Below are 24566 nucleotides of genomic sequence, written 5' to 3' on the forward strand. Positions count from 1 at the left end.
GCCTCGCAGGCCCCGCAGACGCTGGCGCTGGGCGCAGCCTCGGCTCCCGCAGCCGCCCCGCAGGCTCCGCAGGCGCACCCGTCGCCCCCCGCCGTCCCACAGGCCGCTCCTGGGCTGCAGCCCCAGCCGACTGCTCCGGCGCCGCAGCCCCAGCCCGCCGCTCCGGCCCCGCAGGGCCAGCCGCCGGTCCAGGCACCGCAGCAGGCGCCCGTCGCTGCCGCTCCGGCCCCCGCCGCCCCGCAGGCTCCCTCAGCCGCTCCGGCCCCGCGGGAGCAGCCGTCGGCCCCTGTCCCGCCGCAGCAGGCGCCCGCCGCCGCTGCCCCGGCCCCGGCCACCGCCCCCGCCGACCTGACCAAGCCCGAGGACGCCCGATGAGCACCCACCAGCCCCCGATGCCGCAGGCCCCTGCTGCCGCGCCCGACTGGCAGGCAGCGGCGCCCGGTGGTTCGTACCCCGGTTACACCTCGCCGATCCCGGTCGTGCGCACCCACCTCGGGCACGCGCTGAGCTCCGAGTGGACCAAGATCAAGTCGGTGCGGTCGACGATGTGGACGCTCGGCGTGTTCGTCGTGCTCGTCCTCGCGATCGGCCTGCTCTCCGCCTCGGTGGTCAAGTCCAACTCCGGCGCGGAGAGCATGTCGGGCCAGAACCCGCTGCAGTTCGGGTTCTTCGGCCTGCTCCTCGGCAGCATGTGCATCATCACGCTCGGCGTGCTGACCACGGCCTCGGAGTACGGCACCGGCATGATCCGTACGACGATGGTCGCGTGCCCGAGCCGGGGCCGGGTGCTCGCCGCCAAGGCGATCGTGTTCTTCGTCGTCGCCTTCGTCGTCACCCTCGCCACGTCCGGTTTCGTGGCCATGGTCCACGCGTCCATGCTGAAGGGCGTCGGCGGTGCCCGTACCCCCTCCACCGGCGACTGGCTCAAGGCGACCGTCGGCATCAGCCTCTACCTCGCGCTGCTCGGGCTGTTCTCGCTGCTCGTCGGTTCGGTCATCCGGCACTCCGCGGGCGCCATCACCATCATGATCGGCGCGGTGCTGGCCCCGCTGGTGATCGCGCTGTTCATGGCCTCGCAGTCCCTGGAGAAGGTGCGGCAGTGGCTGCTGGAGTACTCCATCCCGAGCCAGATGAGCTGCTTCTACGACAACTCCCTGAGCCGCTCCGGCCCCACGGGCTGGGACCCGCTGTGGATCATGCTGGGCCTGTCGGCGGCAGCGCTCGCCGGTGCCTTCGCGCTGCTGCAGAAGCGGGACGTGTGAGACCGCTGCCGGACGGCCGCTAGAACCTCGGCGCGTTACGGGACCGCTGCACCCGCGTGGTGCGGCGGTCCTTCGCGTTCCAGCACGCCTTGTGCCAGTGGCGGCGGTCGTCCACGCCCGCGTACTCCGGCCAGGCCACCACGTGCGGGACCCCGGAGGGGATCATCTGGTCGCAGCCCGGGCAGCGGTAGGTCTTGCCCTCGGAACTCGCCCCGGCGACATGGCGCACGCTCCAGTCCTCGCCCTGCCAGTTCTCGGTCGACTGCCAGCCGCCGTACCGGCCGGTGCGATCGTCCTCGGCGCTCCGGCCCGACGATCCGGCGGCCTTCGGTCGGTTGTGACGCGGGGACACGGGACACCTCTCGGGGCTATACAGGAAGCACGGGCTGTATCCAGCCTACGCGCCGCCGTGTGGGGTACGCGTACGGAACCAACCCGCACAAGTCCCCCTCCAGGGCCGCCCATTCTGCAGACAATCCGCAAATCTCTCCGCCAGGCCGTGTCCTGGGCACGTGTCAGACGGTTATGCCGGGTGGGGGAGCTCCGAGCCGGAGCCAAGGAAGCAGGAAATGCGATGTACGTAGGTAGTTTTGTGCTGGGCGCCCAGTTCCCGGGCCAGGGCCCCGGGGAGGCCCTGCACCGGACGGTCCGCTCGGCGGAGGTCACCGAGGAGGCCGGTCTTGACGCCGTGTGGCTGGCCGAGCACCACTTCGTGCCGTACGGCACATGCCCGTCCGCCGTCACACTGGCCGCGCTGCTGCTCGGCCGCACCCGCCGCATCCGGGTCGGCACGGCGGTCAGCGTACTGCCCACCGCCCATCCCGTCGCCCTCGGCGAACAGGCCGCGCTGCTGCACCTGACGAGCGGCGGACGGTTCACCCTCGGCGTGGGCCGCGGCGGGCCCTGGGTGGACCTGGAGGTCTTCGGCGCGGGCCTGGAGGCGTACGAACACGGATTCCCGGAGTCACTCGATCTGCTGCTGCGCTGGCTGCGCGAGCCCCGGGTGTCGGCGTCCGGCGAAAGGTTCAGCTTCCGCGAGGTGCCGGTCGTACCCCGCCCGTCGGAGGCACTGACGGAGACCCCGGGCCCCGAGGTCGTCGTGGCCTGCACCTCCCCGGCGAGCGTCCGGCTGGCCGCCGAGCGCGGGCTGCCGATGCTGCTCGGCATGCACGTCGGGGACGAGGAAAAGGCCGAGATGGTGGCCCTGTGGCGGCGCTGCGCCCGCGCGGCGGGCCGGCCGGCCGAGGAGATCGCGGGCGCCGCGCATGTCTCGGCCGGGGTGTGCCAGCTCGCCGACCGGCGCACGGACGCGGTGGAGACGCTGCTGAAGGCCATGCCGGGCTGGCTGAAGCAGGGCCTGGAGGCGCATGTGACCGTGGACGGCCGGGCGCGTGCGATGCGCGACCCCTACGCCTACACCGAACTGCTCTGCGGACTGCACCCGGTCGGCACCCCGCGGCTGGCCGCCGACCGGCTCGCGGCCACCTCGGAGCGCACCGGCATCTCCCGCTTCGCCCTCCTGGTGGAGGGTTCGGGCGACCTCGCCGCGACGGAGGAGAACCTGCGGCGGCTGGGCGCCGACGTCCTGCCCCAGTTGCGCTGACCGACCTCAGCCCACCGGCCGGCATGAGGGCTTGCCGCCCCAGCACTGAATGCACCTCCCGCGGGTGGAGCGGCAAGCAAGCGGCTCACAACGTCCGCCGTACCGGGACCGCCCCGTCAGCAGTCCCGAAGCTCCGGCGACTGGTTCAGCAACTGGCTGCGTACCGACGTGAAGCGGGCCAACGTCTCGTCCACCGAGGCGTCCAGCGGGAACACCGCCACCCGGTGGCAGTTCTGGAAGGCCAGCCGCACACCGAAGTGCCGCTGCAGGGCGCCGCGGATGGCGTCACTCGCGAGCGCACGCAGCAGCTGACCGCGTGCCTGCTCGTCCGGCGGGGGCGTCTGGTTGTCGGCGAACGCTCCGCCGTCGACCTTCAGCTGGGCCACCAGGGAGCTGATCATCTCCCATGCGTAGGGCAGGGAGGTCCGGACGCAGTCGACGAAGGCAGCTTCGTCGACCTCGCCTCGCTCGGCCTGTTCGAGTAGGGCCGGTGAGACGTCGAGCGACATGGGTACTCCTCTCGCACCCCCGAAGAGCAGGGGTTGCCGGACAGATAAGGGAGTTCGCTATTTCGAACACGCTCAGTACATATGCGGCGACCTCCCGTTCACTACGGTAGGCAACCGTCGGTGACCACACCAGCAGAATGCGTATATGGAACGGTCCCGTTACGGGCACAATCGGCCAGGGATGAACAAGAGTTTCCAGGGACAATTGGGACGATCGATCGGGAGCAGGACGGGCGAATCGCGCGCACCTCGGGGCGTCGAGTAGCGTTGCCGACCATGCGTCTCGTCATTGCCCGATGCTCGGTCGACTACGCCGGCCGGCTCACCGCCCACCTGCCCTCGGCGCCCCGCCTGATCCTGGTCAAGGCGGACGGCAGCGTCTCCATCCACGCCGACGACCGGGCCTACAAGCCCCTCAACTGGATGTCGCCGCCCTGCACGCTGAAGGAGGGCGCGGGTGAGGACGAGGGCGTGTGGACCGTCGTCAACAAAGCGGGCGAGAAACTGATCATCACGATGGAGGAGATCCTCCACGACTCCTCGCACGAACTCGGCGTGGACCCGGGTCTGATCAAGGACGGCGTGGAAGCGCACCTGCAGGAGCTGCTCGCCGACCGCATCGAGACGCTCGGCGAGGGGTACACCCTCATCCGCCGCGAGTACATGACGGCCATCGGCCCGGTGGACATCCTGTGCCGGGACGCGGACGGCGGGACGGTCGCGGTGGAGATCAAGCGCCGGGGCGAGATCGACGGCGTCGAGCAACTCACCCGCTACCTCGACCTGTTGAACCGCGACCCCCATCTGGCCCCGGTCCGCGGCGTCTTCGCCGCCCAGGAGATCAAGCCCCAGGCCCGCGTCCTCGCCACCGACCGCGGCATCAACTGCCAGATCCTCGACTACGACGCCCTGCGCGGCATCGAGGACGACAAGCTCCGCCTGTTCTGAGCGGCAATCGTCGATCTGTGTCCCGCCGCGCCATCCGGCGGCGGGACGTGACCTAGATCACCGAGCCGGAAGACTGCGACGCGCTCCCCGAGCTGTTCGGCGTCGTCGGACCGCTCGCCGTGTTCGTCGTGGACGGGCTCGTGTTCGTCTGGGTCGGGGTGGGGGTGGGCGTGCCGGACGTCGGCGAGGGCGAGGTCGGCGTACCCGACGGAGTCGTCTTGGTCGGCGTCGGTGTGCCCGGCTTCGTCGTCCTCGACCTCGACGGCGTCGGAGACGTACCGCCGCCGCCCGTGCCGTGCGTACCGGTCGGGTCGGCCGACGGGCTCGTCGTGGCCGACGGCAGGGTCGGGGAGTCCGTCGTGCCGTAGGTGCCCGGGTTCGTCGGGTGGGCGGTGCTCGTGCGCGTGGCGCCGCCACCGCCGTTGCCGCCGCCGTCCTTCGGGTCGGCGCCCAGTGTGCCGTTGTCCGTGCCCTGGCTTGCCGAGGGGTTGACGTCGACCTTGCCGGCCGGATTCTTGTCGGCGTTCTCGTTGGACGTCATGCCGAGCGTGACGACCGTCCCCAGCACGGCGGCGAGCAGCGCCCCGGAGCCGACCGCGACGAGGTTGCGGCGGGCCAGCTGCAGGACGCCCCCGCCGCGTTCCGTGGCGGCCGGGAGCCGGGTCGTGACCAGGGGATCACCGAAGGGCACGTACGGCGGTGGCGCCGACTCCTCGTGCCGTACCTCCGGCAGCTCCTCCCCCGCCGTCACGGCGATTCCGGGTACGTCGCCGGAGCGGTCGGCGACCAGCGCGAGCGCCCGGCGCCCGGCGGTCGTGCCCCGCTTGTCGGCGAGCGCCCCGCGCAGCCCGATGGACGCCTCCAACTCGGCGCGGGCCCGGTCGAGCTGGCCGAAGCAGAGCGCGAGGACACCCAACTCGTGGTGGAAATAGGCCTGTTCGGACACCTCACCGGTGAGCCGGGAGGCCTCCGCGCCGGAGCGCAGGGCGCGTTCCCAGGCGCTCCAGTGCAGCCCGGCGGCGAACGCGGGCGCGGCCGTGCGGGCGAGCCGTACCGCGCAGCTCTCCTCCCCCTCGGCGGACGGCGCCGAGTCGGGAACGATCGCGGCGAGCGCGGCCAGGACCGCGTCCGCCTCCGCGCACACCCGCTCGGGAGCGACCGACGGATGCCCGGTCCACCAGGTGTAGTGCTCGGCGGCGGCCAGTGCCTGGGCCGGGGCGTCGTCGGCGTACCCGGCGGCCTCCAGCTGGGTCTGCACCCCGGCTGCGAGCCGGAAGCGGGCACCGACCGGCGAGACCAGTCCGCAGGCGGCCAGCTCACCGAGGGCGGCGTCGGCGTGGGTGTCGCCGATCAGCGCCGGCAGATGCGCCTGGTGCGGCACCTCGCCGCCGAGGGCGACGGCGAAGCGCAGGGCGGCGCGCGCGGAGACGCTGAGCCGGGAGGCGAGCAGCGGGGCGGGCGCGGCGGCCTCGCCGAGGGACGGCAGAGGAACCTCGTCCGCCGGCTCCAGGGCCGGCTCGGCCGGTTCGCGCACGTTCTCGAAGACGCCGTACTCGTCCACGGCCCCCGTGCTGGCCCGCAGTTCGTCGCGCTGCCGGAGCAGGGCGCCGGCCTGGACGAACCGCAGCGGCAGCCCCTCGGACTCGAACCACAGGTCGCCGGCCCAGTTGGCCTCCTCCTCGGTGAGGACGCGGCCGACGGTCCGCTCCAGGATCTCCACGCCGGCGGCGCGGTCGAGGCCGCCGAGGTAGACCTCCTCGACCCCGGAGGCGTCGGAGGGCGCCGGCACGTCGGGGGTGGCGGCGATCAGGAACGCGCACTCGGGGGTGGCGTCGAGGAGCTCGTCGAGGGCGGCGCCGCCGAACTCGATGTCGTCCAGGACGACGACCGCGCCGATCTCGCGGACCAGCGCGCGCAGTTCGTCCGGATCGGGACGGTGGCGCGGGGCGTCGTACACGGCATGGCAGAGGTCGTACAGGAGGTCGCTCGCCGTGCGGTGGAAGCCGGTGAGCCGGACCACGCCGTCGGGGGCGAGGTCCAGGCAGTCCTCGGCGACCAGGTCCAGCAGGGCGGTGCGGCCGGAGCCGCCGGGACCGGTGAGCCGTACGGAACGGCCGCGGGCCAGCAGCCGGACCAGGCGCTCGCGCTCGTCCTGGCGTTCCAGCAGGGAGTGCGCCGGCTGGGCGGGGCCGGGCGGCACGGGAGGCCGGGCGGCGCGTTCGGTCTCGGCGCGCTCGGCGGCGGTGCGCTTGCGGGGCCGCCCCGGCCGCTCGAGCGGCGGGCAGGGTTCTATCTCGCTGCCGTCGACGGGATTCACGGTCAGCAGCAGGTCGCCGGCCACGACGTGTGCCGTACGGGCGAGCGCGGGCGTGCTCTGGCCGAAGTCCGAGGTGAGGGACTCCCGGGGCGGACGGCGGCTCGCCGCCTGACCGTGCTCCTCGGGTTCCCGGTTGATCGGGTCCATGGGTTCCATGGGTTCAAACCCCCCAAAAGCGTCGTGTGCCCGGATTCCGGCCCCTCCCGGCCTTGTCGCACACCGCGCTGTCGCTTCTGGTCCGGGCCCGCTCGGTCGAGGGTTGCGAGGCGGCGGGCGACCGAACCCTAAACCTTCGCTCAGTATCTCCGACAGGGCGGGGTGCCGTGCGGTCCGAGACATCACAGTCCGGTGAGGATTGCCCTCGTCGTGTGCGCTTCGACGGCTCTGCCCGTCTCTCGCCGGCCGCAGGAGTCTCCGCCCGGCTCACATCCGTACATGCCTCACCCCCGCACGAACCTCACACGCGCGGCAGCGACTCCACCCCGATGCCGCCCTCGATGGCGAGGATGCGGTGCAGCCGGGTGGCCACCAGCAGACGCTGCATCTGCGGCGGTACGCCACGCAGCACCAGACGGCGGCCGCGGCGGCCGGCCCGGCGGTGGGCCCCCATGATCACCCCGAGTCCGGTGGCGTCCCAGGAGTCCAGCTCGGACAGGTCGAGGACGAGGTCGCCGACGCCGTCGTCGACGGCCGAGTGCAGGGCCGTACGGGCGTCCGCCGCGCTGCGGACGTCGAGGCGGCCCCCGACGACCAGCTCGGCGTGGTCGCCCCTGATATGCATATGCGCTCCCCGTGGACTGCGGTTTGGCGTACTCCGTGACGTTGCACCGTCTGACTGTGCGAGTGGTGGTGCGGTTGCTGCTTGTAAGCGAACCGATACCGAATTCACCCCGGGGAGTGATACCCCCGGGGGTGAGATCCGGCGAATGTCCGTACAGCTGGTGCTCAGTACCTGTAGAAGCCCTGCCCGCTCTTGCGGCCGATGTCACCGGCGTCCACCATCCGGCGCATCAGCTCCGGCGGGGCGAACTTCTCGTCCTGGGACTCGGTGTAGATGTTGCTGGTGGCGTGGAGCAGGATGTCCACGCCGGTGAGGTCGGCGGTGGCGAGCGGGCCCATGGCGTGGCCGAAGCCCAGCTTGCAGGCGAGGTCGATGTCCTCGGCGGTGGCGACGCCGGACTCGTAGAGCTTGGTCGCCTCCACCACGAGGGCGGAGATGAGCCGGGTGGTCACGAACCCCGCGACATCCCGGTTGACGACGATGCAGGTCTTGCCGACGGACTCGGCGAACTCCCGCGCGGTGGCCAGGGTTTCGTCGCTGGTCTTGTAGCCGCGGACCAGCTCGACGAGCTGCATCATCGGCACCGGCGAGAAGAAGTGGACGCCGACGACCCGCTCGGGGTGCTCGGTGGCCGCCGCGATCTTGGTGATCGGGATGGCGGAGGTGTTGGAGGCGAGCACGGCCTCCGGGCGCACGATCTTGTCGAGCGCGCGGAAGATCTCGTGCTTGACCTCCAGCTTCTCGAAGACGGCCTCGACCACGATGTCGGCGTCGGCGGCGGCGTCCAGGTCGGTGGTCGGGGTGATGCGGGCCAGGGAGGCTTCGGCGTCCTGCGCCGCCATCTTCCCCTTGCTCACGAACTTGTCGTACGAGGCCTTGATGCCGTCGGTGCCACGCCCCAGTGCCTCGTCGGTGACGTCCCGCAGGACGACGTCCCAGCCCGCCTGCGCGGCGACCTGAGCGATCCCGGACCCCATGAGACCGGCCCCGATGACGGCGAGCTTCCGTGCCACTCCGACTCCCTTGAACGCGCTTCAAGTCTGCTTCTCCGGCGGACCATAGCGCTCCGGCGGCGGTGTGTGAGCGGTTAGTAACGCGTGTCACGGTCTCAGGGACTGAGACGCCCGTCACTGAGCACCAATTCCTGGCGGACGCGCGTCGGTTGACGGCACCTTTTCTCACAGAACCGGCACGTTGGCCACGATCTGACCGCTACGCTCCGTGTCCAGACCGCAGCACATGCAGCACGAAGGGGGCACGCCATGCCGGCGCGGAAGGTGGTCACGGGACGCAGCCAGGAACCCCGCCGGCGCTACGCGGAGGAACTCCACCGCCTGCGCACCTCCAGAGGCTTGAGCCTGCGCGGACTGGCCAACGCGGTCGGCTGGGACCCGTCGCTCTTCAAGAAGCTGGAGAGCGGGGAGACCCTGGGCAGTCCGGAGGTCGCCGAGGCGCTGGACGAGCATTACGGCACGCCTGGACTGCTGCTGGCGATGTGGGAGATGGCGGTGGGGGATCCGACGCAGTTCAAGGAGCAGTACCGGCGGTACATGGTTCTGGAGGCCGAGGCGGTGAGCCTGTGGCACTTCGGAGTGAGCATCCTGCCTGGCCTGTTCCAGACGGATTCCTACGCCCGCGAGGTGCTCGCACTCGGCGGCTTCAAGGGCAAGGAACTCGACCAACAGGTCGCGGCGCGCACCGGGCGGCGGATGCTCCTGGAGGGCGAGGACGCCCCGCCGTTCCGCGCCCTCATCGCCGAGGCGGTGCTGCGCACCCGGCTGCGCGACACAGGGGCGTGGCGGGAGCAGTTGGACTACCTCCTGGAGGCGTCGGAGCGCCCGGACATCGCCCTTCAGGTACTACCGGACACTGCCGGTCTGCACGGCTTGGTGAGCACTGCCGTCATGTTCCTGCGGCTGCCGAACGGTACTACGGTGGCGTACACGGAGAACGCATACCGTGGTGAACTGATCGAAGAAAACGCTGCAGTTGAGCAACTGCAACGTGCTTACGATGCCATGCGCGACCAGGCACTGAACCCAGCCGAGTCGCGGAAGTTCATCCTGCGGATGTTGGAGGAAGTGCCGTGCGAGCCATCGACCTGAGCGGCGTGACCTGGCACAAGAGCAGCTACAGCAACACGAGCGGCGGCGACTGCCTCGAAGCCGGACTGACCTGGCGCAAGAGCAGCTACAGCAACCCCGACGGCGGTGAGTGCCTCGAAGTCTGCGACATGCTCCCCTCCGCCGTCCCCGTCCGCGACAGCAAGGCCCCCGACGGCCCGGTGTTGCTCTTCGCGGACCGCTCCTGGTCGTCGTTCGTCTCGGCCGTCATGGGCGGGGTGCTCGGCGGCTAGTTCCGGCTCACCGCGCCACGCGGTAGCGGAGGCAGACGACTCCCGAGCTGAAGGTGCGGGTCTCGACGAGTTCGAGATCCACCCGGCGCTCGCGTCGGGGAAAGAACGGAATGCCACCGCCGACCAGCACCGGGTGGACCACGGCCCGGTACTCGTCGATCAGACCCGACACGGCCGCCTCGGCGGCGAGAGTCGCGCCGCCGATCGCGATGTCGCCCTCCCCCGGCTCGGCTCGCAACCGCTCGATCTCCTCCGCGAGGCCGCCGGAAGCCAGGCGGGCATTGCCCTGTACTGCCGACAGCGTGGTGGAGAACACCACCTTGGGGAGCGCCTTCCAGATCGCGGCAAACTCGAGCGTCGAGAAGCCGGGCGACGGATTCTGGTCTGCGGTCTCCCAGTACAGCATCGTCTCGTACAGCCGTCGTCCCAACAGGTGGACGCCGACCTGTCGAATCTCGTCGGTCCAGAAGCGAAAGACCTCTTCGTCGGGCGGAGTCCAGTCGAAGTCGCCGTCCGGCCCGACGATGTAGCCGTCGAGTGAGACGTTCATCGAATAGGTCACGCTGCGCATCAGGGGTCCTCCTCGCTGACGGGTTCGACAGTACGACCGCCGGACGCCGCAGGACTCATCGCGGCCCGGTCACCCGGACCGCGTAACCGAGAACCCTCTCGCTCAGCAGGCTCTCGATGTCGTCCAGGAGGACGAGTACCTCGCGTGAGACCTCGCGCGGGTCGCGGCCCTTGACCATCTCGCGGCCGATGACCGCGATGACCGTGCCGTGGATCCAGCTGATCTGACCGGCCATCAGGTGGGGCAGTTCGTCGTCGGCCGGTGCGCTGGTCTCCTCACGCAGGACCTGCTCCAGGTTGGCCTGGACCTCCTGGGCGAGGGCCCAGAGGCGGGAGCGCAGGGCGGGGGCCTCCTCGATGACCTTCATGAACGCGGCGTAGCCGGGGAGCAGGCCGACCCGGGGGGAGACGGACTCGACCTCCTCGCGCAGCTCGCGCAGGACGGCGGCGGCGGCCGACTCGCCCTCGGGGCGGCCGCGGACCCAGCGGGCGAGGCGGTCGATCATGCCGGCGGAGCGGTCGAAGAAGAGGTCTTCCTTGGCGGGGAAGTAGTTGTACACGGTGTTGACGGAGACGTTCGCCGCCTCCGCGATCTCCGCGACCGTGACCGCGTCGAAGCCGCGCTCGACGAACAGACCCGTGGCGACATCCGAGATGTACTGCCTGGTCTGCCGCTTCTTCCGCTCCCTGAGCCCCTCTGCCATGCCCGCATCCTAGCTTCGCTGGGGGCCATGAAAACTTGGGTGTCATGAAAACTTGGTCTCATTGCAAAATTTCAGGGACTCTGCTTTTCTGTTCCGCATGGCAGCAGTCATCAACGCGGCGGGACTCGCCCGCACCTTCCAGACCAAGGCCGGCCCCGTGGAGGCGGTGCGCGGCATCGACCTCGCCGTACAGGAGGGCGAGATCCTCGGCTTCCTCGGGCCCAACGGCGCCGGAAAGACGACCACCCTGCGCATGCTCACCACCTTGCTGAAACCGACCGGTGGCGCCGCCACCGTCGCCGGGCACGACCTGGCGACCGATCCGGTGGGGGTGCGCGCGGTGAGCGGGTACGTCGCCCAGTCCGGCGGAGTCGATCCGCAGATCAGCGTGCGGGAGGAGCTGGTCACCCAGGGGCGGATGTACCGCCTGACCAGGAGCGCGGCCGTCGCGCGTGCGGAGGAGCTGGCGCGCGAACTGGGTCTCACCGGGTTCCTCGACCGGAAGGCCGGCGCGCTCTCCGGCGGTCAGCGGCGGCGGCTGGACATCGCGATGGCGCTCACGCACCGGCCGAAAGTGCTGTTCCTGGACGAGCCGACGACCGGCCTCGACCCGGGCAGCCGGGCCGACCTGTGGGACCTGGTCCGGCGGCTGCGCGACGAGCACGGTACGACCGTCTTCCTGACCACCCATTACCTGGACGAGGCCGACGCCCTCGCCGACCGCCTGGTGATCGTCGACCGGGGCACGGTCGCCGCCGAGGGCACGCCGAGCGCGCTGAAGCTGCGGCACGGCGGCTCGATCGACGCGACCCTCCAGGACACGTTCCTCGCCATCACCGGCCGCGGGCCCGCCCCGGCCGACTCCGCCCCCGCCGCCGTATGAGCCGCAGAGGACACCCACAGATGCTTCTTCACGACACCGCGCTCGTCTACGGCCGCTATCTGCGCCAGTCCCTGCGCTCCCGCTTCGCCCTGCTCTTCGGGGTGCTCACGCCCCTGCTCTATCTGCTCTTCTTCGGCCCGCTGCTGACCGGTCTCCCCCTGGGCGGCGGGGGCAGCTCCTGGCAGGTGCTGGTTCCCGGGCTGCTCCTCCAACTCGGTCTGTTCGGCGCGCTGTTCGCCGGGTTCACGGTCATCGTGGAGAAGGGGCAGGGGGTGGTGGAGCGGATGCGGGTGACTCCCGTCAGCCGGCTCGCCCTGCTCCTCGGCCGGGTGCTCCGCGACGCCACGGTCTTCGTGTTCCAGGCGGTGCTGCTGGTGCTGGCCGCGCTGGTGCTGGGCCTGCGCGCGCCGCTCGCCGGGGTGCTGATCGGCTTCGCCTTCGTCGCCCTGCTCACGCTCTCGCTGGCCTCGCTGTCGTACGCGCTCGGCATGAAGGTCCGCACCCCGCAGGAGTTCGGCCCGCTGATCAACATGGTGTCGATGCCGTCGATGCTGCTGTCCGGCCTGATGCTCCCGATGACCCTCGCGCCCACCTGGCTGAACGTCCTGTCGCACTTCGTCCCGTTCCGCTACCTGGTGGACGCGGTGCGTGACGCATATGTCGGGCACTACACGAGCGCGCACATGCTCTACGGCGTCCTCGTCGCCGTCGCTTTCGCGGCGCTCGCGGTGACGGTGGGCACACGAGTGTTCCGTACGGCCGGAGCGTAACTACGCTGGCCACATGGTCAATCTGACGCGTATCTACACCAGGACCGGCGACAAGGGCACCACCGCGCTCGGTGACATGAGCCGGGTCGCCAAAACCGACCTCCGGATCTCGGCCTATGCCGACGCCAACGAGGCCAACGCGGTGATCGGCACCGCGATCGCGCTGGGCGGTCTGGACGCGGAGGTGGTCAAGGTCCTCACGCGCGTCCAGAACGACCTGTTCGACGTGGGTGCCGACCTGTCGACGCCGGTGGTGGAGAACCCGGAGTTCCCGCCGCTCAGGGTCGAGCAGTTCTACATCGACAAGCTGGAGGCGGACTGCGACCGCTTCAACGAGCAGCTGGAGAAGCTCCGCTCCTTCATCCTGCCCGGCGGCACCCCGGGCGCGGCCCTGCTGCACCAGGCCTGCACGGTCGTACGCCGCGCCGAGCGCTCCACCTGGGCGGCCCTCGACGTGCACGGCGAGACGATGAACCCGCTCACGGCGACCTACCTCAACCGGCTGTCCGACCTGCTGTTCATCCTGGCCCGGGTGGCGAACGGGGAACTCGGCGATGTCCTGTGGGTGCCAGGCGGCGAACGTGGCTGAAACACCCTCCCGGCCGGGGGTCCGGGGGTTGTCCCCCGGGAAATGCAGCATCCTGGCCCGTATCGCCAACAAGGACCTCGGTGACGTGCTGTGGGTCCCCGGCGGGGAGCGCTGAGCGCCCCCGCCCGGGGACCCGTCGGGTCAGCGGTCGGTGCCGCTCGTCGCGTCCCGGTCGGCCGCGGCGGCGGCCGACTCGGCCGCGCTCACCTTCTTCTGCATCTGCGCGTATCCGGAGGGCGTGCCGGACCCCGCCGGCGTCTTCGGGGACGCCCCGTCGTGGTGCGCGCAGCCCGCGGTGAGCGCCACGAGCAGCGCCACCGCCGGCAGCGCCGCCCGGCGTGCCCGCATCAGCTCGCCGCCTTGCCGCCACCGCCCGCCTGGCACCACGTCTTCACGTCGTTCAGGTCCTTCTGGCGCTGCTTCAGGTTGATGACCAGCGACTTGCGGAAGTCCAGCCGGTCCTGGAGGAAGGTCGCGACCTGGGTGTGGCCCGCCTTCTTGGCGTTGTCCACGCGCTGCTGCAGGCGGGCGATCGAGCCACGGGTGCCGGGCCCGGCGTCCAGCCGCTTCAGGGCGCGCTCGATCCGGCGGTCGATCTTCGGCACCCGCTTGCACAGGGCGTGCGCCCCGTCACCGGTGGGCCCGGGCGCGGGGGTGCTGGTGTCGGCCGAGGCCACCCCGGCGGTTCCCGCCAGTACGGCCGCCACGGCGCACCCGGCGAGCAGGGTGCGCGTACGTCGACGTGCGTTCATCGGTGTCTCCCTTCCCTTTCCGGACGTGACGGTCGTCCGTCCGTCCGACGAGACGTCAGGCTAGGAAGGGTCTTTGGGGAAACTCTGTGACCGGTTTGCCCCGGCTGTACCGATCAGCCAGTCCCGGCGGCCGGGCAGGACCGCGCCGCCCGACGGCAGCCGTACCTCGAAGCGCGCCCCGGTGCCGTCCGGCCCCTCGTACACGGTGACGCTGCCCCGGTGCAGTGCGGCCTGCTGGGCGACCAGGGTGAGGCCGAGCCCGGAACCCGTGCTGTCCGGGCCGCGCTGGAACCGTTCGAAGATCCGGGCGCGGGCGTCGGCCGGTACGCCGGGCCCGTGGTCGTCCACCGTGATGCGGACATGGTCGGCGCTGCCGTGCACCCCGACCCGCACCCGTGCCCGGCCCGCCGCGTCCCGGCCGTGGGCGAGGGCGTTGCCGAGCAGGTTGTCGAGCAGCAGACGCAGGCCGGGTTCCCAGCCGTGCACGGTGAGCCCGGGTGCCGCGTCCAGGGTGATGTCGGCGTCCGGGGCACGGCGGCGGGCCTCGGCCACGGCCGCGTCGGCGACCTCGGACAGGTCGACGTCCCGGAACGCCTCCGCCTCCACCAGGTCCCCGCGCCCCAGCTCGCGCAGCATCACCAGCAGGCCCAGCAGCCGGGCGTGCTCGCGCCGCAGATCGGCGAGCACCTCGCTGCGGTCGGCGTCCGGCAGGCGGGGGTGGTCGGCGAGGATGTCCAGGTTGGTGCCCATGCTCATCAGCGGGGTGCGCAGTTCGTGCGCGGCGGCGGCGGAGAAGGACCGGGCGGTGTCGAGGGCCTCGGCGGTGCGGGCGGCCTGCTCGTCGTAGCGGGCGAGCACGGTCCGCAGCGTGGCGGCCAGCTCGTCCACCTCCCGCACCCCGGTCCGCTCCTCAGGGAGCCGGGCCGCACTGGTGCGCGGGTCGAGGCCGGCGGTACGGCGGGTGAGGCGGCGCAGCGGTGCGCTCACACCGGTGGCCAGACCCCAGGCGAGCAGCCCGGACAGGGGTGCGGCGAGTAGGGCGGTGAGGTTCACCCGGCGCCGGACGAGCTGGAGTTGGGTGCGGTCGGCGGTGTCGGGCGAGAAGACCCACAGCGTGCCGGAGACGGTGGGGCCCTTCAGGGGCCGGGCCAGGACGCGCCAACTGCGCCCGCCGTCACGGACGGTGGCGAAGCCGGAGGACTTCTCGGGCAGGGCCACGGCGAGGCCCGGCTGGGGTCCGCCGCTGAAGTCCGCGCCGGGCCCGACGACGCGGACGCCGACGTCGAGCGCGGCGCTGAACAGCTCCCTCTCCCGGGTGTCGGCCGCCTTGGGCCGGCCGTTCGCCGTGGCCCGCAGCAGTGCCCGGGCCTCGGGGGCGACGGCCACCGCGCGCTGCCGCAGGTGCTGGTCCTCGGTGCGGTGCAGATCGCGGGCGACCAGGTTCAGCAGCAGCCAGCCGCAGGCCAGGACCAGCAGCGGGACGGTGCAGCCGACGGCAAGGGCGATACGGGTGGACAGCCTCATGACTGTTCCCTCAGGACGAAGCCCACTCCGCGCACGGTGTGGATCAGCCGAGGCTGCCCCTGCGCCTCCAGTTTGCGCCGCAGATAGCTGACGAAGGTGTCGACGGCGTCGGTGCGCACGTCGAAGTCGTAGCCCCAGACTCTTTCCAGGAGCTGGTCGCGGGTGAGGACCAGTCCGGCGTTGCGGGCGAGCACCTCCAGCAGCTCGAACTCGCGCCGGGTGAGGTCCAGGGGCCTGCCGTCCCGCTCGGCGGTGCGGGCGTCCGGGTCGATCACCAGGTCCGCGACCCGCACCTGGGCGTGGCCCGTGGGCGGGCGGCGGCGCAGCAGGGCGCGCAGCCGCAACACCAGTTCCTGCAGGGCGAACGGCTTGACCAGGTAGTCGTCGCCGCCCGCCTGGAGCCCGGCGATCCGGTCGGCGGTCTCGTCCAGCGCGGACAGCATCAGGACGGGCAGGTCCCGGCCCTCGGCGCGCAGCCGGGTGCACACCTCGATGCCGCTCATGCCGGGCATCGACACGTCGAGCACCAGCACATCGGGCGGCGCGTCCGCTATCGCCGCCAGCGCCTCCGCCCCGTCACCGGCGCTGCGCACCGCGAACCCGCTCAGCCTGAGCCCACGCTCCAGCGCCCGCCGGATCGCCGCGTCGTCGTCGACGACCAGCACCGCACCGCGGCTCGCCGTGTCCGTCATACGCCGCCCCCTCCTCGTCGCCGGTCAGCGTACGACCCGGCACCGGGCGCGCGGCAGTGCGGGCGGGGGGCTGTCGCGGCCACCTCGGCGCGCTGCCGGGCTCGCGGGGCAGCGGGCCGCGATGGACGCCTCGGCGGCGCGGCTCAGCGGCGGCGGTGGCTCTCCCGGCGACGGACCACCTCGGCGACGTACACGCTGACACCCGGGCGGTGCAGGACGTGCGGCGGCGCCGAGTCGTCCACGCCATCAGCGTACGGATGCCGGCACCGGCCCGGGGGGCTCAGCGCTGGCCGGTCGGCTCGCGCTTGGGGAACAAGGTGTAGCTCCCGGCGATCACCAGGTTGATGCCGATCACCCAGAGCATGCTCCGCTGCCAGGTCCGCAGGGAGCTGGTGTCGCCGTCGCCGACGTACCAGGCGGCGGCCTGGAGCAGCGCGAGGGCGACGCACGCGGCCAGGATCCAGCGGGCGGCGACCTTCCATTCGTGCACGGTGCGGGCCGTGCCGTACTTGGGGGGCTTGGGCGGGCGCGGGCCACTGGCGAAGCGGTGGGCGACCCAGGCGTCCGCCCATCTGATCGTGGAGTGGCCGAGGCCGACCGTGAAGCCGATGTAGACGGCGGCCAGGCCATGGCGCCAGTCCGGCTGCGCGCCGTTCTTCAGGTCGATTGCGGTCACGACGAAAAGCACCAGCTCCAGCAGGGGCTCGCACAACAGCAACGCCACGCTCGTGCGGCGCCACTTAAGCAGGTAACGCGTGGTCAGTGCCGCCGCGAGAAGCACCCAGAACGCCACCTCGCAGGCGATGACCAACCCGACGATCACGGTTCACTCCCCTCGCTCACCCTTCCAGGCTCCCGGCACCCGGGGCGCCGATCGTCGTCGGTGCGGGCGAGACCCGGCGTAAGCGAAAGTTGCAGCGCGGGCGGTTCAGGACCCTTCCCGGGGTGCAGGCCAACACGGCAGCGGGCCGTGTTGGATGGGGGCATGGCCCTCGCACTCCCCCGCCCCCATCGCGACGACGTTCGGATCGCCGTGGGCGGGCTGCTCGGCGGGGTGTTGCTGTGGGCGCTCGGGCTCCACCCCCGCGTGCCCTCGGCCCCGGTCGTGCTGTGGGCGGCGCCCTGGGCCCCGCTGGTGCCGCTGGCGGTGACGGCGGCGTGCGAGCCGCTGCGCCGCACCCGGCCCCGGTTCGGTCTGCTCGCCGGCACCCTCGCGCTGGCCGTGGACACGGTGACGGTCGGCAACGTCGTCACCGTCCTGCTGTACACCGACCTGGTCTACGCGGCCGTCCTGTACGGCACCCCGTCCTCGGCCCGCCGCCTCCCCTGGATCACCGGACTGCTGACGGTGCTCGGCGGAGTCGTACCCGCGGCTGTCTGGCGGGACCCGGCCGCGCTGCTGATCGGTGTGGGCGTCGGCGTGGTGGCGCTGGCGCCCGCCGCGACCGGCTGGGTGGTGCGCAACCATCGTGACGCCGCCGAGGCCGCCCGGCTGCGCGCCGAACAGACCGCGCTGCTCGCCGAGATGGACCGTGCCCAGGCGGTGACGGCGGAACGGGCCCGGATGGCACGGGAGTTGCACGACATGGTCGCCAATCACCTGTCGGCGATCGCCATCCACTCCACGGCCGCGCTGTCCCTCGACGATCCGGGGACCTCCCGGCAGGCCCTGACCGTGATCCGGGAGAACAGCGTGGAGGGGCTGGCCGAGATGCGCCGGCTGATCGGCATCCTGCGGGACAGCAGCGGCGACCTGGAGCCGGCCGCCACGCCGACCCTGGACGGCCTGGCCGCGCTGGTCGAGGGCGCCCGCGCGAACGGTCTGGACGTCCGGCTCGACGCCGGGCACGGCCGGGTGCCGGCACCGGTGGAGCTGGCCGCCTACCGGATCGTGCAGGAGTCGCTGACCAACGCGCTCAAGCACGCAGCGCCGGGGCCCGTCCGGGTCTCCCTGCGGCAGGCCGACGGCACTCTGCACGTCGAGGTCACGAGCCCCTACCGGCCCGGTGACAGGCCGCGCGCCCCCGGCTCGGGCTCCGGGCTCACCGGCATGCGGGAGCGGGCGACGCTGCTCGGCGGCGGCTTCGCGGCCGGACCCGAGGCCGGGCTGTGGGCCGTACACGCCCGTCTTCCGCTCACCGAAGGAGCCCCCGTATGAACCGGCCCGTCCATGTCCTCGTCGCCGAGGACCAGTCCGCCGTGCGCGCCGGGCTCGTCCTGATCCTGCGCAGCGCACCGGACATCGAGGTGGTCGGCGAGGCCGCGGACGGTGAGCGGGCGGTGGAGCTGGCCCGGGAACTGCGGCCCGACGTCGTGCTGATGGACGTACAGATGCCACGTCTGGACGGGGTGTCGGCGACCCGGCGGATCGTCACCGAAGGACTCGCGGACGTCCTCGTACTGACCACCTTCGACCTCGACGAGTACGTCTTCGGGGCCCTGCGGGCCGGAGCCGCCGGGTTCCTGCTGAAGAACGCCGAGGCCAAGGACCTCGTGACCGCCGTCCGTACGGTGGCGCGCGGCGAGGGGATCGTCGCGCCGGCCGTGACGAGGCGGCTGATCGCCGAGTTCGCGGCCGTACCGGTGCGGGAGGCGAAGGCCGATCCGGCCGTCCTCGAGGGTCTGACCCGGCGCGAGCGTGAGGTGCTGTCCTGCGTCGGTCAGGGGCTGTCGAACGCGGAGGTCGCCGAGCGGCTGGGGATGGCCGAGGGCACGGTGAAGACGCACGTCAGCCGGTTGCTGGCCAAGCTGGAGCTGCGCAGCCGGGTCCAAGCGGCGGTGCTGGCACAGGAGTTGGGGATCTAGCGGCGGTCGCCAGAGAATTGGTCCAGACCTATTGACCCGTGGTCCAGACCTTTCTACTCTCGCAGCACCGTGGGCGTGAAGGCTCAGTCATGCCCCTGTCATCCCCATCCCCACAACCCCATAACGAGGAGGCGCAGCATGCGCTTCAGACACAGAGCCGCGGCAGGGTTCGCGACCCTGTTGCTCCCCCTGGCCGGCCTCGTCGGTCTCGCGGGCCCCGCCCAGGCCGCGACGAACGCCACGGCGAGCTTCACCAAGACCAGCGACTGGGGAACCGGCTTCGGCGGCCAGTGGACCATCAAGAACACGGGCAGCACCAGCATCAGTTCCTGGACCGTCGAGTGGGACTTCCCCTCGGGGACGTCCGTCACCTCGGCCTGGGACGCGGACGTCACCAGCTCCGGCACCCACTGGACCGCCAAGAACAAGTCCTACGACGGCACCATCGCCCCCGGTGCCTCGGTCTCCTTCGGCTTCAACGGCGCGGGCCCCGGCTCCCCCTCCAACTGCAGGCTGAACGGCGGCAGTTGCGACGGTACGACGGCCCCCGGTGACGCGCCGCCCTCCGCGCCCGGCACCCCGACCGCCTCGAACATCACCGACACCTCGGTCAACCTCTCCTGGGGCGCCGCCACCGACGACAAGGGCGTGAAGAACTACGACGTCCTGCGCGACGGCAAGGTCGTCGGCACGGTGACGACGACCTCGTACACCGACAGCGGCCTGACCGCCGGCACCGACTACTCCTACACCGTGCAGGCCCGCGACACCGCCGACCAGACCGGACCGGTCAGCGGCGCCGTCAAGGTGCACACCACCGGCGGCACCACCACTCCCCCGACCACCGGCGACAAGGTCAAGCTCGGCTACTTCACCGAGTGGGGCATCTACGGCCGCAACTACAACGTCAAGAACCTGGTGACGTCCGGCTCCGCGTCGAAGATCACGCACATCAACTACGCCTTCGGCAACGTGACCAACGGCCAGTGCGCGATCGGCGACTCCTACGCCGACTACGACAAGGCGTTCACCGCCGACCAGTCGGTCAGCGGCGTCGCCGACACCTGGGACCAGCCGCTGCGCGGCAACTTCAACCAGCTGCGCGAGCTGAAGGCCAAGTACCCGAACATCAAGGTGCTGTGGTCCTTCGGCGGCTGGACCTGGTCCGGCGGCTTCGCCCAGGCCGCGGCCAACCCGACCGCCTTCGCGGACTCCTGCTACAACCTGGTGAAGGACTCCCGCTGGGCCGACGTCTTCGACGGCATCGACATCGACTGGGAGTACCCGAACGCCTGCGGGCTGTCCTGCGACACCAGCGGGGCCGCGGCCTTCAAGAACGTCATGGCCGCGCTGCGCGCCAAGTTCGGCTCCAGCGCCCTGGTCACCGCGGCCGTCACCGCGGACGGCTCCTCCGGCGGCAAGATCGAGGCGGCGGACTACGCGGGCGCCTCGAGTTACGTCAACTGGTACAACGTGATGTCGTACGACTTCTTCGGCGCCTGGGACGCGCAGGGCCCGACCGCCCCGCACTCCCCGCTCACCTCGTACAACGGCATCCCGAAGGCCGGGTTCGACACGGCCGACGCGATCGCCAAGTACAAGTCCGTCGGTGTGCCCGCCTCGAAGCTGCTCATCGGCATCGGCCTCTACGGCCGCGGCTGGACCGGCGTCACCCAGGACGCCCCGGGCGGCACGGCCACGGGACCCGCGGCCGGCACCTACGAGCAGGGCATCGAGGACTACAAGGTGCTCAAGACGTCCTGCCCGGTCACCGGCACGATCGCCGGCACCGCGTACGCCCACTGCGGCAGCAACTGGTGGTCCTACGACACCCCGTCGACCATCGCCGGGAAGATGAGCTGGGCCAGGTCCCAGGGGCTCGGCGGCGCGTTCTTCTGGGAGTTCAGCGGCGACACCAGCGACGGTGAACTGGTGAACGCCATCAGCAGCAACCTGTGAAAAAGAGCTCTTAAGCGACGTTGACGCTCCCCCAGACTTCGTCCGGGGGGACCCCCACCCAGCGAGTGAATGTGGCTACGCCACATTCACTCGCTGTCCGGGCGGGGCTGCTTCCAGCCACGCGAGGAATCCGGTCAGCGCGTCTTCGCTCATGGCGAGTTCGAGGCGCGTGCCCCGATGGGTACAGGCGAGGACCACCGCGTCGGAGAGCAGCGCCAGCTCCTCCTCGCCCTCGGGCAGCCGGCGGCCGGCCACCTCGATCTGCGCGCGCTCCAGGGTGCGGCGGGGGCGGAAGGCGTAGGAGAAGACGCGGTACCACTCGATGCGGTCGCCGTTGTAGCGGGCGACGCCGTAGGACCAGCCCTTGCCGCTGGCGTCGGGGTTCTCGGCGACGTCCCAGCGCAGGGAACAGTCGAAGGTGCCGCCGGAGCGCTGGATGAGCCTGCGGCGCAGGCCGAACAGGAACAGTCCCACCACCACGAGCGCGACCACGATCCCGCACACAGTCAGAGCGAGGACCATCGGCACCGACCTCCTCGTCTCCTAGGAACTGCTTCTGTTACTGAGTAATGAAACGGAAAAAACACCCACATCTGCCTCAGCCGCGACCGGCACCGGATTGCTCCGGGCCGACCGCGGCTGAGTGACGTCATACCGCGCGCTGGACTCAGCGCGCCGCCGCCGCGCGGAGGCGGACGTCCGCGCGGCGCTCGGCGGCGGCGTCGCCCTCCGCCTTCGCGCGCTCCAGCTCCCGCTCCGTGCGCTGGACATCGATCTCGTCCGACAGCTCGGCGATCTCGGCCAGCAGGGACAGCTTGTTGTCCGCGAACGAGATGAAACCGCCGTGCACCGCGGCGACGACCGTTCCACCATCACTCGTACGGATGGTCACCGGGCCCGACTCCAGCACACCGAGCAGCGGCTGGTGACCGGGCATGACGCCGATGTCGCCGGACGTGGTGCGCGCGACGACCAGGGTGGCCTCGCCGGACCAGACCTGGCGGTCGGCGGCGACCAGCTCGACGTGCAGCTCAGCAGCCAAGGGTGGCTCCTCGGGTCACCACCCGGCAGGGGCGCCGGGTGTTGGGGTCAATTCTAGTGGGCGTGGAGAGAGGGGCTGGACACACCCCGGAAGGGTGCGCCCGCGCCCCTCTCACACGAACTCAGGGAGTTCAGGAGACGCCCAGCTCCTTGGCGTTGGCCTTGAGGTCCTCCAGGCCACCGCACATGAAGAACGCCTGCTCCGGGAAGTGGTCGTACTCACCGTCGATGATCGCGTTGAACGCGGCGATCGACTCGTCCAGCGGCACGTCCGACCCGTCGACGCCGGTGAACTGCTTGGCGACGTGGGTGTTCTGGGACAGGAAGCGCTCCACGCGACGGGCACGGTGGACGACGAGCTTGTCCTCCTCGCCGAGCTCGTCGATACCGAGGATCGCGATGATGTCCTGGAGGTCCTTGTACTTCTGCAGGACCGTCTTCACGCGCATGGCGGCGTTGTAGTGGTCCGCGGAGATGTAACGCGGGTCCAGGATCCGGGACGTGGAGTCCAGCGGGTCCACGGCCGGGTAGATGCCCTTCTCGGAGATCGGACGGGACAGAACCGTCGTCGCGTCGAGGTGGGCGAAGGTGGTGGCCGGGGCCGGGTCGGTCAGGTCGTCGGCGGGGACGTAGATCGCCTGCATCGAGGTGATCGAGTGACCGCGGGTCGAGGTGATGCGCTCCTGCAGGAGGCCCATCTCGTCGGCCAGGTTCGGCTGGTAACCCACCGCGGACGGCATACGGCCGAGCAGCGTGGAGACCTCGGAACCGGCCTGCGTGAAGCGGAAGATGTTGTCGATGAAGAACAGCACGTCCTGCTTCTGGACGTCACGGAAGTACTCGGCCATGGTCAGGCCGGCCAGCGCGACGCGCAGACGGGTGCCCGGGGGCTCGTCCATCTGACCGAAGACCAGCGCGGTCTTGTCGATGACGCCCGAGTCGGACATCTCCTCGATCAGGTCGTTGCCCTCACGGGTGCGCTCGCCGACACCGGCGAACACGGAGACACCGTCGTGGTTGTTGGCGACACGGTAGATCATCTCCTGGATGAGCACCGTCTTGCCGACGCCGGCGCCGCCGAACAGGCCGATCTTGCCGCCCTTGACGTACGGGGTCAGCAGGTCGATGACCTTGACGCCCGTCTCGAACATCTCGGTCTTGGACTCGAGCTCGTCGAAGTTCGGGGCCTTGCGGTGGATCGGCCAGCGCTCGCCGTCGTAGGTTGCGTCGACGTTCAGCACCTCACCGAGGGTGTTGAACACCTTGCCCTTGGTGAAGTCGCCGACGGGGACGGAGATCGCCGCGCCCGTGTCGGTCACCGGGGCCTGGCGGACCAGACCGTCGGTGGGCTGCATGGAGATGGTGCGGACCAGGCCGTCACCCAGGTGCTGGGCGACCTCCAGGGTCAGCGTCTTCTTCTCGCCCGCGTTCGCCGGGTCGGAGACCTCGACGTGCAGGGCGTTGTAGATCTCGGGCATCGCGTCGACGGGGAACTCCACGTCGACGACCGGGCCGATGACCCGGGCGACGCGGCCCGTAGCCGTCGCGGTCTCAACAGTGGTGGTCATTTATCGGTCACTCCCCGCGGTCGCGTCGGCCAGGGCGCTCGCGCCACCGACGATCTCGCTGATTTCCTGGGTGATGTCGGCCTGACGGGCCGCGTTGGCAAGCCGGGTGAGCGTCTCGATGAGCTCACCGGCGTTGTCGGTGGCCGACTTCATCGCGCGCCGCGTGGCGGCGTGCTTCGAAGCGGCCGACTGGAGCAGCGCGTTGTAGATACGGCTCTCCACGTAGCGCGGCAGCAGGGCGTCGAGGACGTCCTCCGCCGAGGGCTCGAAGTCGTACAGCGGGAGGATCTCCCCCTTGGGGTGAGCCTCCTCGGCGACCTCTTCGAGGCGCAGCGGCAGCAGCCGGGCGTCGAGCGCCGTCTGCGTCATCATCGAGACGAACTCGGTGAAGACGATGTGGAGTTCGTCCACGCCGCCGTTCTCCGTCTCCTTCTCGATGGCCTCGATCAGGGGCGCCGCGACCTTCTTGGCGTCCGCGTACGACGGCTCGTCCGTGAAGCCCGTCCACGACTCCGCGACCTTGCGCTCACGGAAGTTGTAGTGGGCGACACCGCGCCGGCCGACGATGTACGTGTCGACCTGCTTGCCCTCGCGCTCCAGGCGCTCGGTCAGCTGCTCCGCCGTCTTGATGGCGTTGGAGTTGAAGGCGCCGGCCAGGCCGCGGTCGCTCGTGAGGAGCAGAACCGCGGCACGGGTCGGGTTCTCCGCCTCCGTGGTGAGCGGGTGCCTGGTGTTCGAGCCGGTGCCGACCGCCGTGACCGCACGCGTCAGCTCGTTCGCGTACGGCGTGGAGGCCGCCACCTTGCGCTGCGCCTTGACGACGCGCGAGGCGGCGATCATCTCCATCGCCTTGGTGATCTTCTTGGTCGCGCTGACGGATCGGATGCGACGCTTGTAGACCCGGAGCTGGGCTCCCATGAGTCAGGTCCCTTC

The 24566-nt window shown here is 71.1% G+C and carries 27 protein-coding genes; 11 read left to right on the forward strand and 16 right to left on the reverse strand.

The window, feature by feature from the left end:
- Window positions 1–371 precede the first annotated feature (371 nt).
- Window positions 372–1262, forward strand: coding sequence for an ABC transporter permease (locus tag ACWDEN_RS24750; RefSeq protein WP_351611909.1), 891 nt, complete (start codon window positions 372–374; stop codon window positions 1260–1262).
- Between the two features lie 19 nt (window positions 1263–1281).
- Here ACWDEN_RS24750 and ACWDEN_RS24755 read toward each other — a convergent pair whose 3' ends face one another.
- Window positions 1282–1614 carry an ATP/GTP-binding protein gene (locus ACWDEN_RS24755; protein WP_351616307.1) on the reverse strand — a complete coding sequence of 111 codons (333 nt, stop codon included), beginning with the start codon at window positions 1612–1614 and terminating at the stop codon, window positions 1282–1284.
- A 222-nt stretch (window positions 1615–1836) separates the two neighbouring features.
- On the opposite strand from ACWDEN_RS24755, the gene ACWDEN_RS24760 reads away from it, so the two are divergent.
- Window positions 1837–2865, forward strand: a complete 1029-nt coding sequence (locus ACWDEN_RS24760; RefSeq protein ID WP_351616309.1) for an LLM class flavin-dependent oxidoreductase — start codon at window positions 1837–1839, stop codon at window positions 2863–2865.
- Between the two features lie 116 nt (window positions 2866–2981).
- Here the strand turns inward: ACWDEN_RS24760 and ACWDEN_RS24765 are convergent, their stop codons facing one another.
- Entirely contained in the window at window positions 2982–3374 is a 393-nt protein-coding gene (locus ACWDEN_RS24765) for an SCO5389 family protein (RefSeq protein WP_190188623.1), read from the reverse strand.
- A 276-nt stretch (window positions 3375–3650) separates the two neighbouring features.
- On the opposite strand from ACWDEN_RS24765, the gene nucS reads away from it, so the two are divergent.
- On the forward strand, window positions 3651–4322 hold the full coding sequence (gene nucS, locus ACWDEN_RS24770) for an endonuclease NucS (RefSeq protein ID WP_351616312.1): 672 nt from the start codon (window positions 3651–3653) through the stop codon (window positions 4320–4322).
- 52 nt (window positions 4323–4374) lie between these two features.
- Here nucS and ACWDEN_RS24775 read toward each other — a convergent pair whose 3' ends face one another.
- The 3 genes from ACWDEN_RS24775 to ACWDEN_RS24785 all read right to left on the reverse strand — a co-directional run bounded on the left by ACWDEN_RS24775 (window position 4375) and on the right by ACWDEN_RS24785 (window position 8433).
- Window positions 4375–6786, reverse strand: a complete 2412-nt coding sequence (locus ACWDEN_RS24775) for an ATP-binding protein (protein WP_351616396.1) — start codon at window positions 6784–6786, stop codon at window positions 4375–4377.
- Window positions 6787–7096: 310 nt separating this feature from the next.
- Window positions 7097–7420 carry an STAS domain-containing protein gene (locus tag ACWDEN_RS24780; protein ID WP_228623601.1) on the reverse strand — a complete coding sequence of 108 codons (324 nt, stop codon included), beginning with the start codon at window positions 7418–7420 and terminating at the stop codon, window positions 7097–7099.
- A 164-nt stretch (window positions 7421–7584) separates the two neighbouring features.
- Complete coding sequence (locus ACWDEN_RS24785) at window positions 7585–8433, reverse strand: 3-hydroxyacyl-CoA dehydrogenase family protein (RefSeq protein ID WP_351616315.1); 849 nt, start codon at window positions 8431–8433, stop codon at window positions 7585–7587.
- Window positions 8434–8682: 249 nt separating this feature from the next.
- Here ACWDEN_RS24785 and ACWDEN_RS24790 point away from each other — a divergent pair, with 249 nt between their 5' ends.
- Together ACWDEN_RS24790 and ACWDEN_RS24795 are read left to right on the forward strand one after the other, a co-directional pair.
- Window positions 8683–9525: a helix-turn-helix domain-containing protein gene (locus ACWDEN_RS24790; protein WP_351616317.1), complete on the forward strand. Its 843-nt coding sequence runs from the start codon at window positions 8683–8685 to the stop codon at window positions 9523–9525.
- Window positions 9507–9776, forward strand: coding sequence for a DUF397 domain-containing protein (locus ACWDEN_RS24795; protein WP_351616320.1), 270 nt, complete (start codon window positions 9507–9509; stop codon window positions 9774–9776). The genes ACWDEN_RS24790 and ACWDEN_RS24795 overlap by 19 nt, the downstream gene beginning before the upstream one ends.
- Window positions 9777–9783: 7 nt before the next feature.
- Here ACWDEN_RS24795 and ACWDEN_RS24800 read toward each other — a convergent pair whose 3' ends face one another.
- Together ACWDEN_RS24800 and ACWDEN_RS24805 are read right to left on the reverse strand one after the other, a co-directional pair.
- Window positions 9784–10347, reverse strand: a complete 564-nt coding sequence (locus tag ACWDEN_RS24800) for a dihydrofolate reductase family protein (RefSeq protein ID WP_351616322.1) — start codon at window positions 10345–10347, stop codon at window positions 9784–9786.
- Between the two features lie 55 nt (window positions 10348–10402).
- Window positions 10403–11050 carry a TetR/AcrR family transcriptional regulator gene (locus ACWDEN_RS24805; RefSeq protein ID WP_351616325.1) on the reverse strand — a complete coding sequence of 216 codons (648 nt, stop codon included), beginning with the start codon at window positions 11048–11050 and terminating at the stop codon, window positions 10403–10405.
- Between the two features lie 97 nt (window positions 11051–11147).
- Between ACWDEN_RS24805 and ACWDEN_RS24810 the strand changes: the two genes are divergently transcribed.
- Genes ACWDEN_RS24810 through ACWDEN_RS24820 form a run of 3 tightly spaced genes read left to right on the forward strand, consistent with a single transcriptional unit; the run spans window position 11148 to window position 13292 of the window.
- A complete protein-coding gene (locus ACWDEN_RS24810; protein ID WP_351616328.1) occupies window positions 11148–11933 on the forward strand; it encodes an ABC transporter ATP-binding protein in 786 nt (261 codons plus the stop codon).
- 20 nt (window positions 11934–11953) lie between these two features.
- The gene (locus tag ACWDEN_RS24815) at window positions 11954–12703 is read left to right on the forward strand and encodes an ABC transporter permease (RefSeq protein WP_351616331.1); all 750 of its coding nucleotides are present in this window, start codon (window positions 11954–11956) and stop codon (window positions 12701–12703) included.
- Window positions 12704–12716: 13 nt separating this feature from the next.
- Window positions 12717–13292, forward strand: a complete 576-nt coding sequence (locus tag ACWDEN_RS24820; RefSeq protein ID WP_351616334.1) for a cob(I)yrinic acid a,c-diamide adenosyltransferase — start codon at window positions 12717–12719, stop codon at window positions 13290–13292.
- A gap of 141 nt (window positions 13293–13433) precedes the next feature.
- Here the strand turns inward: ACWDEN_RS24820 and ACWDEN_RS24825 are convergent, their stop codons facing one another.
- From ACWDEN_RS24825 to ACWDEN_RS24845, 5 genes are all read right to left on the reverse strand, one after another.
- Window positions 13434–13640 carry a hypothetical protein gene (locus ACWDEN_RS24825; protein WP_351616336.1) on the reverse strand — a complete coding sequence of 69 codons (207 nt, stop codon included), beginning with the start codon at window positions 13638–13640 and terminating at the stop codon, window positions 13434–13436.
- Complete coding sequence (locus ACWDEN_RS24830; RefSeq protein WP_450860153.1) at window positions 13640–14044, reverse strand: hypothetical protein; 405 nt, start codon at window positions 14042–14044, stop codon at window positions 13640–13642. Before ACWDEN_RS24830 ends, ACWDEN_RS24825 begins: the two co-directional genes overlap by 1 nt.
- Window positions 14045–14104: 60 nt before the next feature.
- Window positions 14105–15568, reverse strand: a complete 1464-nt coding sequence (locus tag ACWDEN_RS24835; RefSeq protein WP_351616341.1) for a HAMP domain-containing sensor histidine kinase — start codon at window positions 15566–15568, stop codon at window positions 14105–14107.
- On the reverse strand, window positions 15565–16260 hold the full coding sequence (locus tag ACWDEN_RS24840) for a response regulator transcription factor (RefSeq protein ID WP_351616342.1): 696 nt from the start codon (window positions 16258–16260) through the stop codon (window positions 15565–15567). The genes ACWDEN_RS24835 and ACWDEN_RS24840 overlap by 4 nt, the downstream gene beginning before the upstream one ends.
- A gap of 280 nt (window positions 16261–16540) precedes the next feature.
- Window positions 16541–17083, reverse strand: coding sequence for a hypothetical protein (locus ACWDEN_RS24845; protein WP_351616344.1), 543 nt, complete (start codon window positions 17081–17083; stop codon window positions 16541–16543).
- Window positions 17084–17245: 162 nt separating this feature from the next.
- Between ACWDEN_RS24845 and ACWDEN_RS24850 the strand changes: the two genes are divergently transcribed.
- From ACWDEN_RS24850 to ACWDEN_RS24860, 3 genes are all read left to right on the forward strand, one after another.
- Window positions 17246–18418: a sensor histidine kinase gene (locus ACWDEN_RS24850; RefSeq protein WP_351616346.1), complete on the forward strand. Its 1173-nt coding sequence runs from the start codon at window positions 17246–17248 to the stop codon at window positions 18416–18418.
- A complete protein-coding gene (locus ACWDEN_RS24855; RefSeq protein WP_351616349.1) occupies window positions 18415–19065 on the forward strand; it encodes a response regulator transcription factor in 651 nt (216 codons plus the stop codon). Before ACWDEN_RS24850 ends, ACWDEN_RS24855 begins: the two co-directional genes overlap by 4 nt.
- Window positions 19066–19203: 138 nt before the next feature.
- Window positions 19204–21024 (forward strand): glycoside hydrolase family 18 chitinase, encoded by a 1821-nt coding sequence (locus tag ACWDEN_RS24860; RefSeq protein ID WP_351616350.1) that lies wholly within the window; start codon window positions 19204–19206, stop codon window positions 21022–21024.
- Between the two features lie 75 nt (window positions 21025–21099).
- On the opposite strand, the gene ACWDEN_RS24865 is transcribed toward ACWDEN_RS24860, so the two are convergent.
- The 4 genes from ACWDEN_RS24865 to ACWDEN_RS24880 form a co-directional block, all read right to left on the reverse strand.
- Window positions 21100–21546, reverse strand: a complete 447-nt coding sequence (locus ACWDEN_RS24865) for a DUF2550 domain-containing protein (protein WP_351616353.1) — start codon at window positions 21544–21546, stop codon at window positions 21100–21102.
- 145 nt (window positions 21547–21691) lie between these two features.
- The gene (locus ACWDEN_RS24870) at window positions 21692–22066 is read right to left on the reverse strand and encodes a F0F1 ATP synthase subunit epsilon (RefSeq protein ID WP_031171909.1); all 375 of its coding nucleotides are present in this window, start codon (window positions 22064–22066) and stop codon (window positions 21692–21694) included.
- Window positions 22067–22196: 130 nt separating this feature from the next.
- Window positions 22197–23633 (reverse strand): F0F1 ATP synthase subunit beta, encoded by a 1437-nt coding sequence (atpD, locus tag ACWDEN_RS24875; protein WP_450860154.1) that lies wholly within the window; start codon window positions 23631–23633, stop codon window positions 22197–22199.
- Complete coding sequence (locus ACWDEN_RS24880) at window positions 23634–24551, reverse strand: F0F1 ATP synthase subunit gamma (RefSeq protein ID WP_450860155.1); 918 nt, start codon at window positions 24549–24551, stop codon at window positions 23634–23636.
- Window positions 24552–24566: the final 15 nt, after the last annotated feature.

Source organism: Streptomyces sp. NPDC001153 (assembly GCF_053598315.1).

Coding starts and splice junctions, on each gene's coding strand:
- ACWDEN_RS24820 (WP_351616334.1), top strand. CDS start 12,717: ATGGTCAATCTGACGCGTATCTACACCAGGACCGGCGACAAGGGCACC.
- ACWDEN_RS24840 (WP_351616342.1), bottom strand. CDS start 16,260: ATGACGGACACGGCGAGCCGCGGTGCGGTGCTGGTCGTCGACGACGAC.
- ACWDEN_RS24865 (WP_351616353.1), bottom strand. CDS start 21,546: ATGGTCCTCGCTCTGACTGTGTGCGGGATCGTGGTCGCGCTCGTGGTG.
- ACWDEN_RS24880 (WP_450860155.1), bottom strand. CDS start 24,551: ATGGGAGCCCAGCTCCGGGTCTACAAGCGTCGCATCCGATCCGTCAGC.
- ACWDEN_RS24750 (WP_351611909.1), top strand. CDS start 372: ATGAGCACCCACCAGCCCCCGATGCCGCAGGCCCCTGCTGCCGCGCCC.
- nucS (WP_351616312.1), top strand. CDS start 3,651: ATGCGTCTCGTCATTGCCCGATGCTCGGTCGACTACGCCGGCCGGCTC.
- ACWDEN_RS24800 (WP_351616322.1), bottom strand. CDS start 10,347: ATGCGCAGCGTGACCTATTCGATGAACGTCTCACTCGACGGCTACATC.
- ACWDEN_RS24790 (WP_351616317.1), top strand. CDS start 8,683: ATGCCGGCGCGGAAGGTGGTCACGGGACGCAGCCAGGAACCCCGCCGG.
- ACWDEN_RS24780 (WP_228623601.1), bottom strand. CDS start 7,420: ATGCATATCAGGGGCGACCACGCCGAGCTGGTCGTCGGGGGCCGCCTC.
- ACWDEN_RS24775 (WP_351616396.1), bottom strand. CDS start 6,786: ATGGACCCGATCAACCGGGAACCCGAGGAGCACGGTCAGGCGGCGAGC.
- ACWDEN_RS24825 (WP_351616336.1), bottom strand. CDS start 13,640: ATGCGGGCACGCCGGGCGGCGCTGCCGGCGGTGGCGCTGCTCGTGGCG.
- ACWDEN_RS24850 (WP_351616346.1), top strand. CDS start 17,246: ATGGCCCTCGCACTCCCCCGCCCCCATCGCGACGACGTTCGGATCGCC.
- ACWDEN_RS24760 (WP_351616309.1), top strand. CDS start 1,837: ATGTACGTAGGTAGTTTTGTGCTGGGCGCCCAGTTCCCGGGCCAGGGC.
- ACWDEN_RS24860 (WP_351616350.1), top strand. CDS start 19,204: ATGCGCTTCAGACACAGAGCCGCGGCAGGGTTCGCGACCCTGTTGCTC.
- ACWDEN_RS24815 (WP_351616331.1), top strand. CDS start 11,954: ATGCTTCTTCACGACACCGCGCTCGTCTACGGCCGCTATCTGCGCCAG.
- ACWDEN_RS24855 (WP_351616349.1), top strand. CDS start 18,415: ATGAACCGGCCCGTCCATGTCCTCGTCGCCGAGGACCAGTCCGCCGTG.
- ACWDEN_RS24810 (WP_351616328.1), top strand. CDS start 11,148: ATGGCAGCAGTCATCAACGCGGCGGGACTCGCCCGCACCTTCCAGACC.
- ACWDEN_RS24830 (WP_450860153.1), bottom strand. CDS start 14,044: ATGAACGCACGTCGACGTACGCGCACCCTGCTCGCCGGGTGCGCCGTG.
- ACWDEN_RS24835 (WP_351616341.1), bottom strand. CDS start 15,568: ATGAGGCTGTCCACCCGTATCGCCCTTGCCGTCGGCTGCACCGTCCCG.
- ACWDEN_RS24765 (WP_190188623.1), bottom strand. CDS start 3,374: ATGTCGCTCGACGTCTCACCGGCCCTACTCGAACAGGCCGAGCGAGGC.
- ACWDEN_RS24805 (WP_351616325.1), bottom strand. CDS start 11,050: ATGGCAGAGGGGCTCAGGGAGCGGAAGAAGCGGCAGACCAGGCAGTAC.
- atpD (WP_450860154.1), bottom strand. CDS start 23,633: ATGACCACCACTGTTGAGACCGCGACGGCTACGGGCCGCGTCGCCCGG.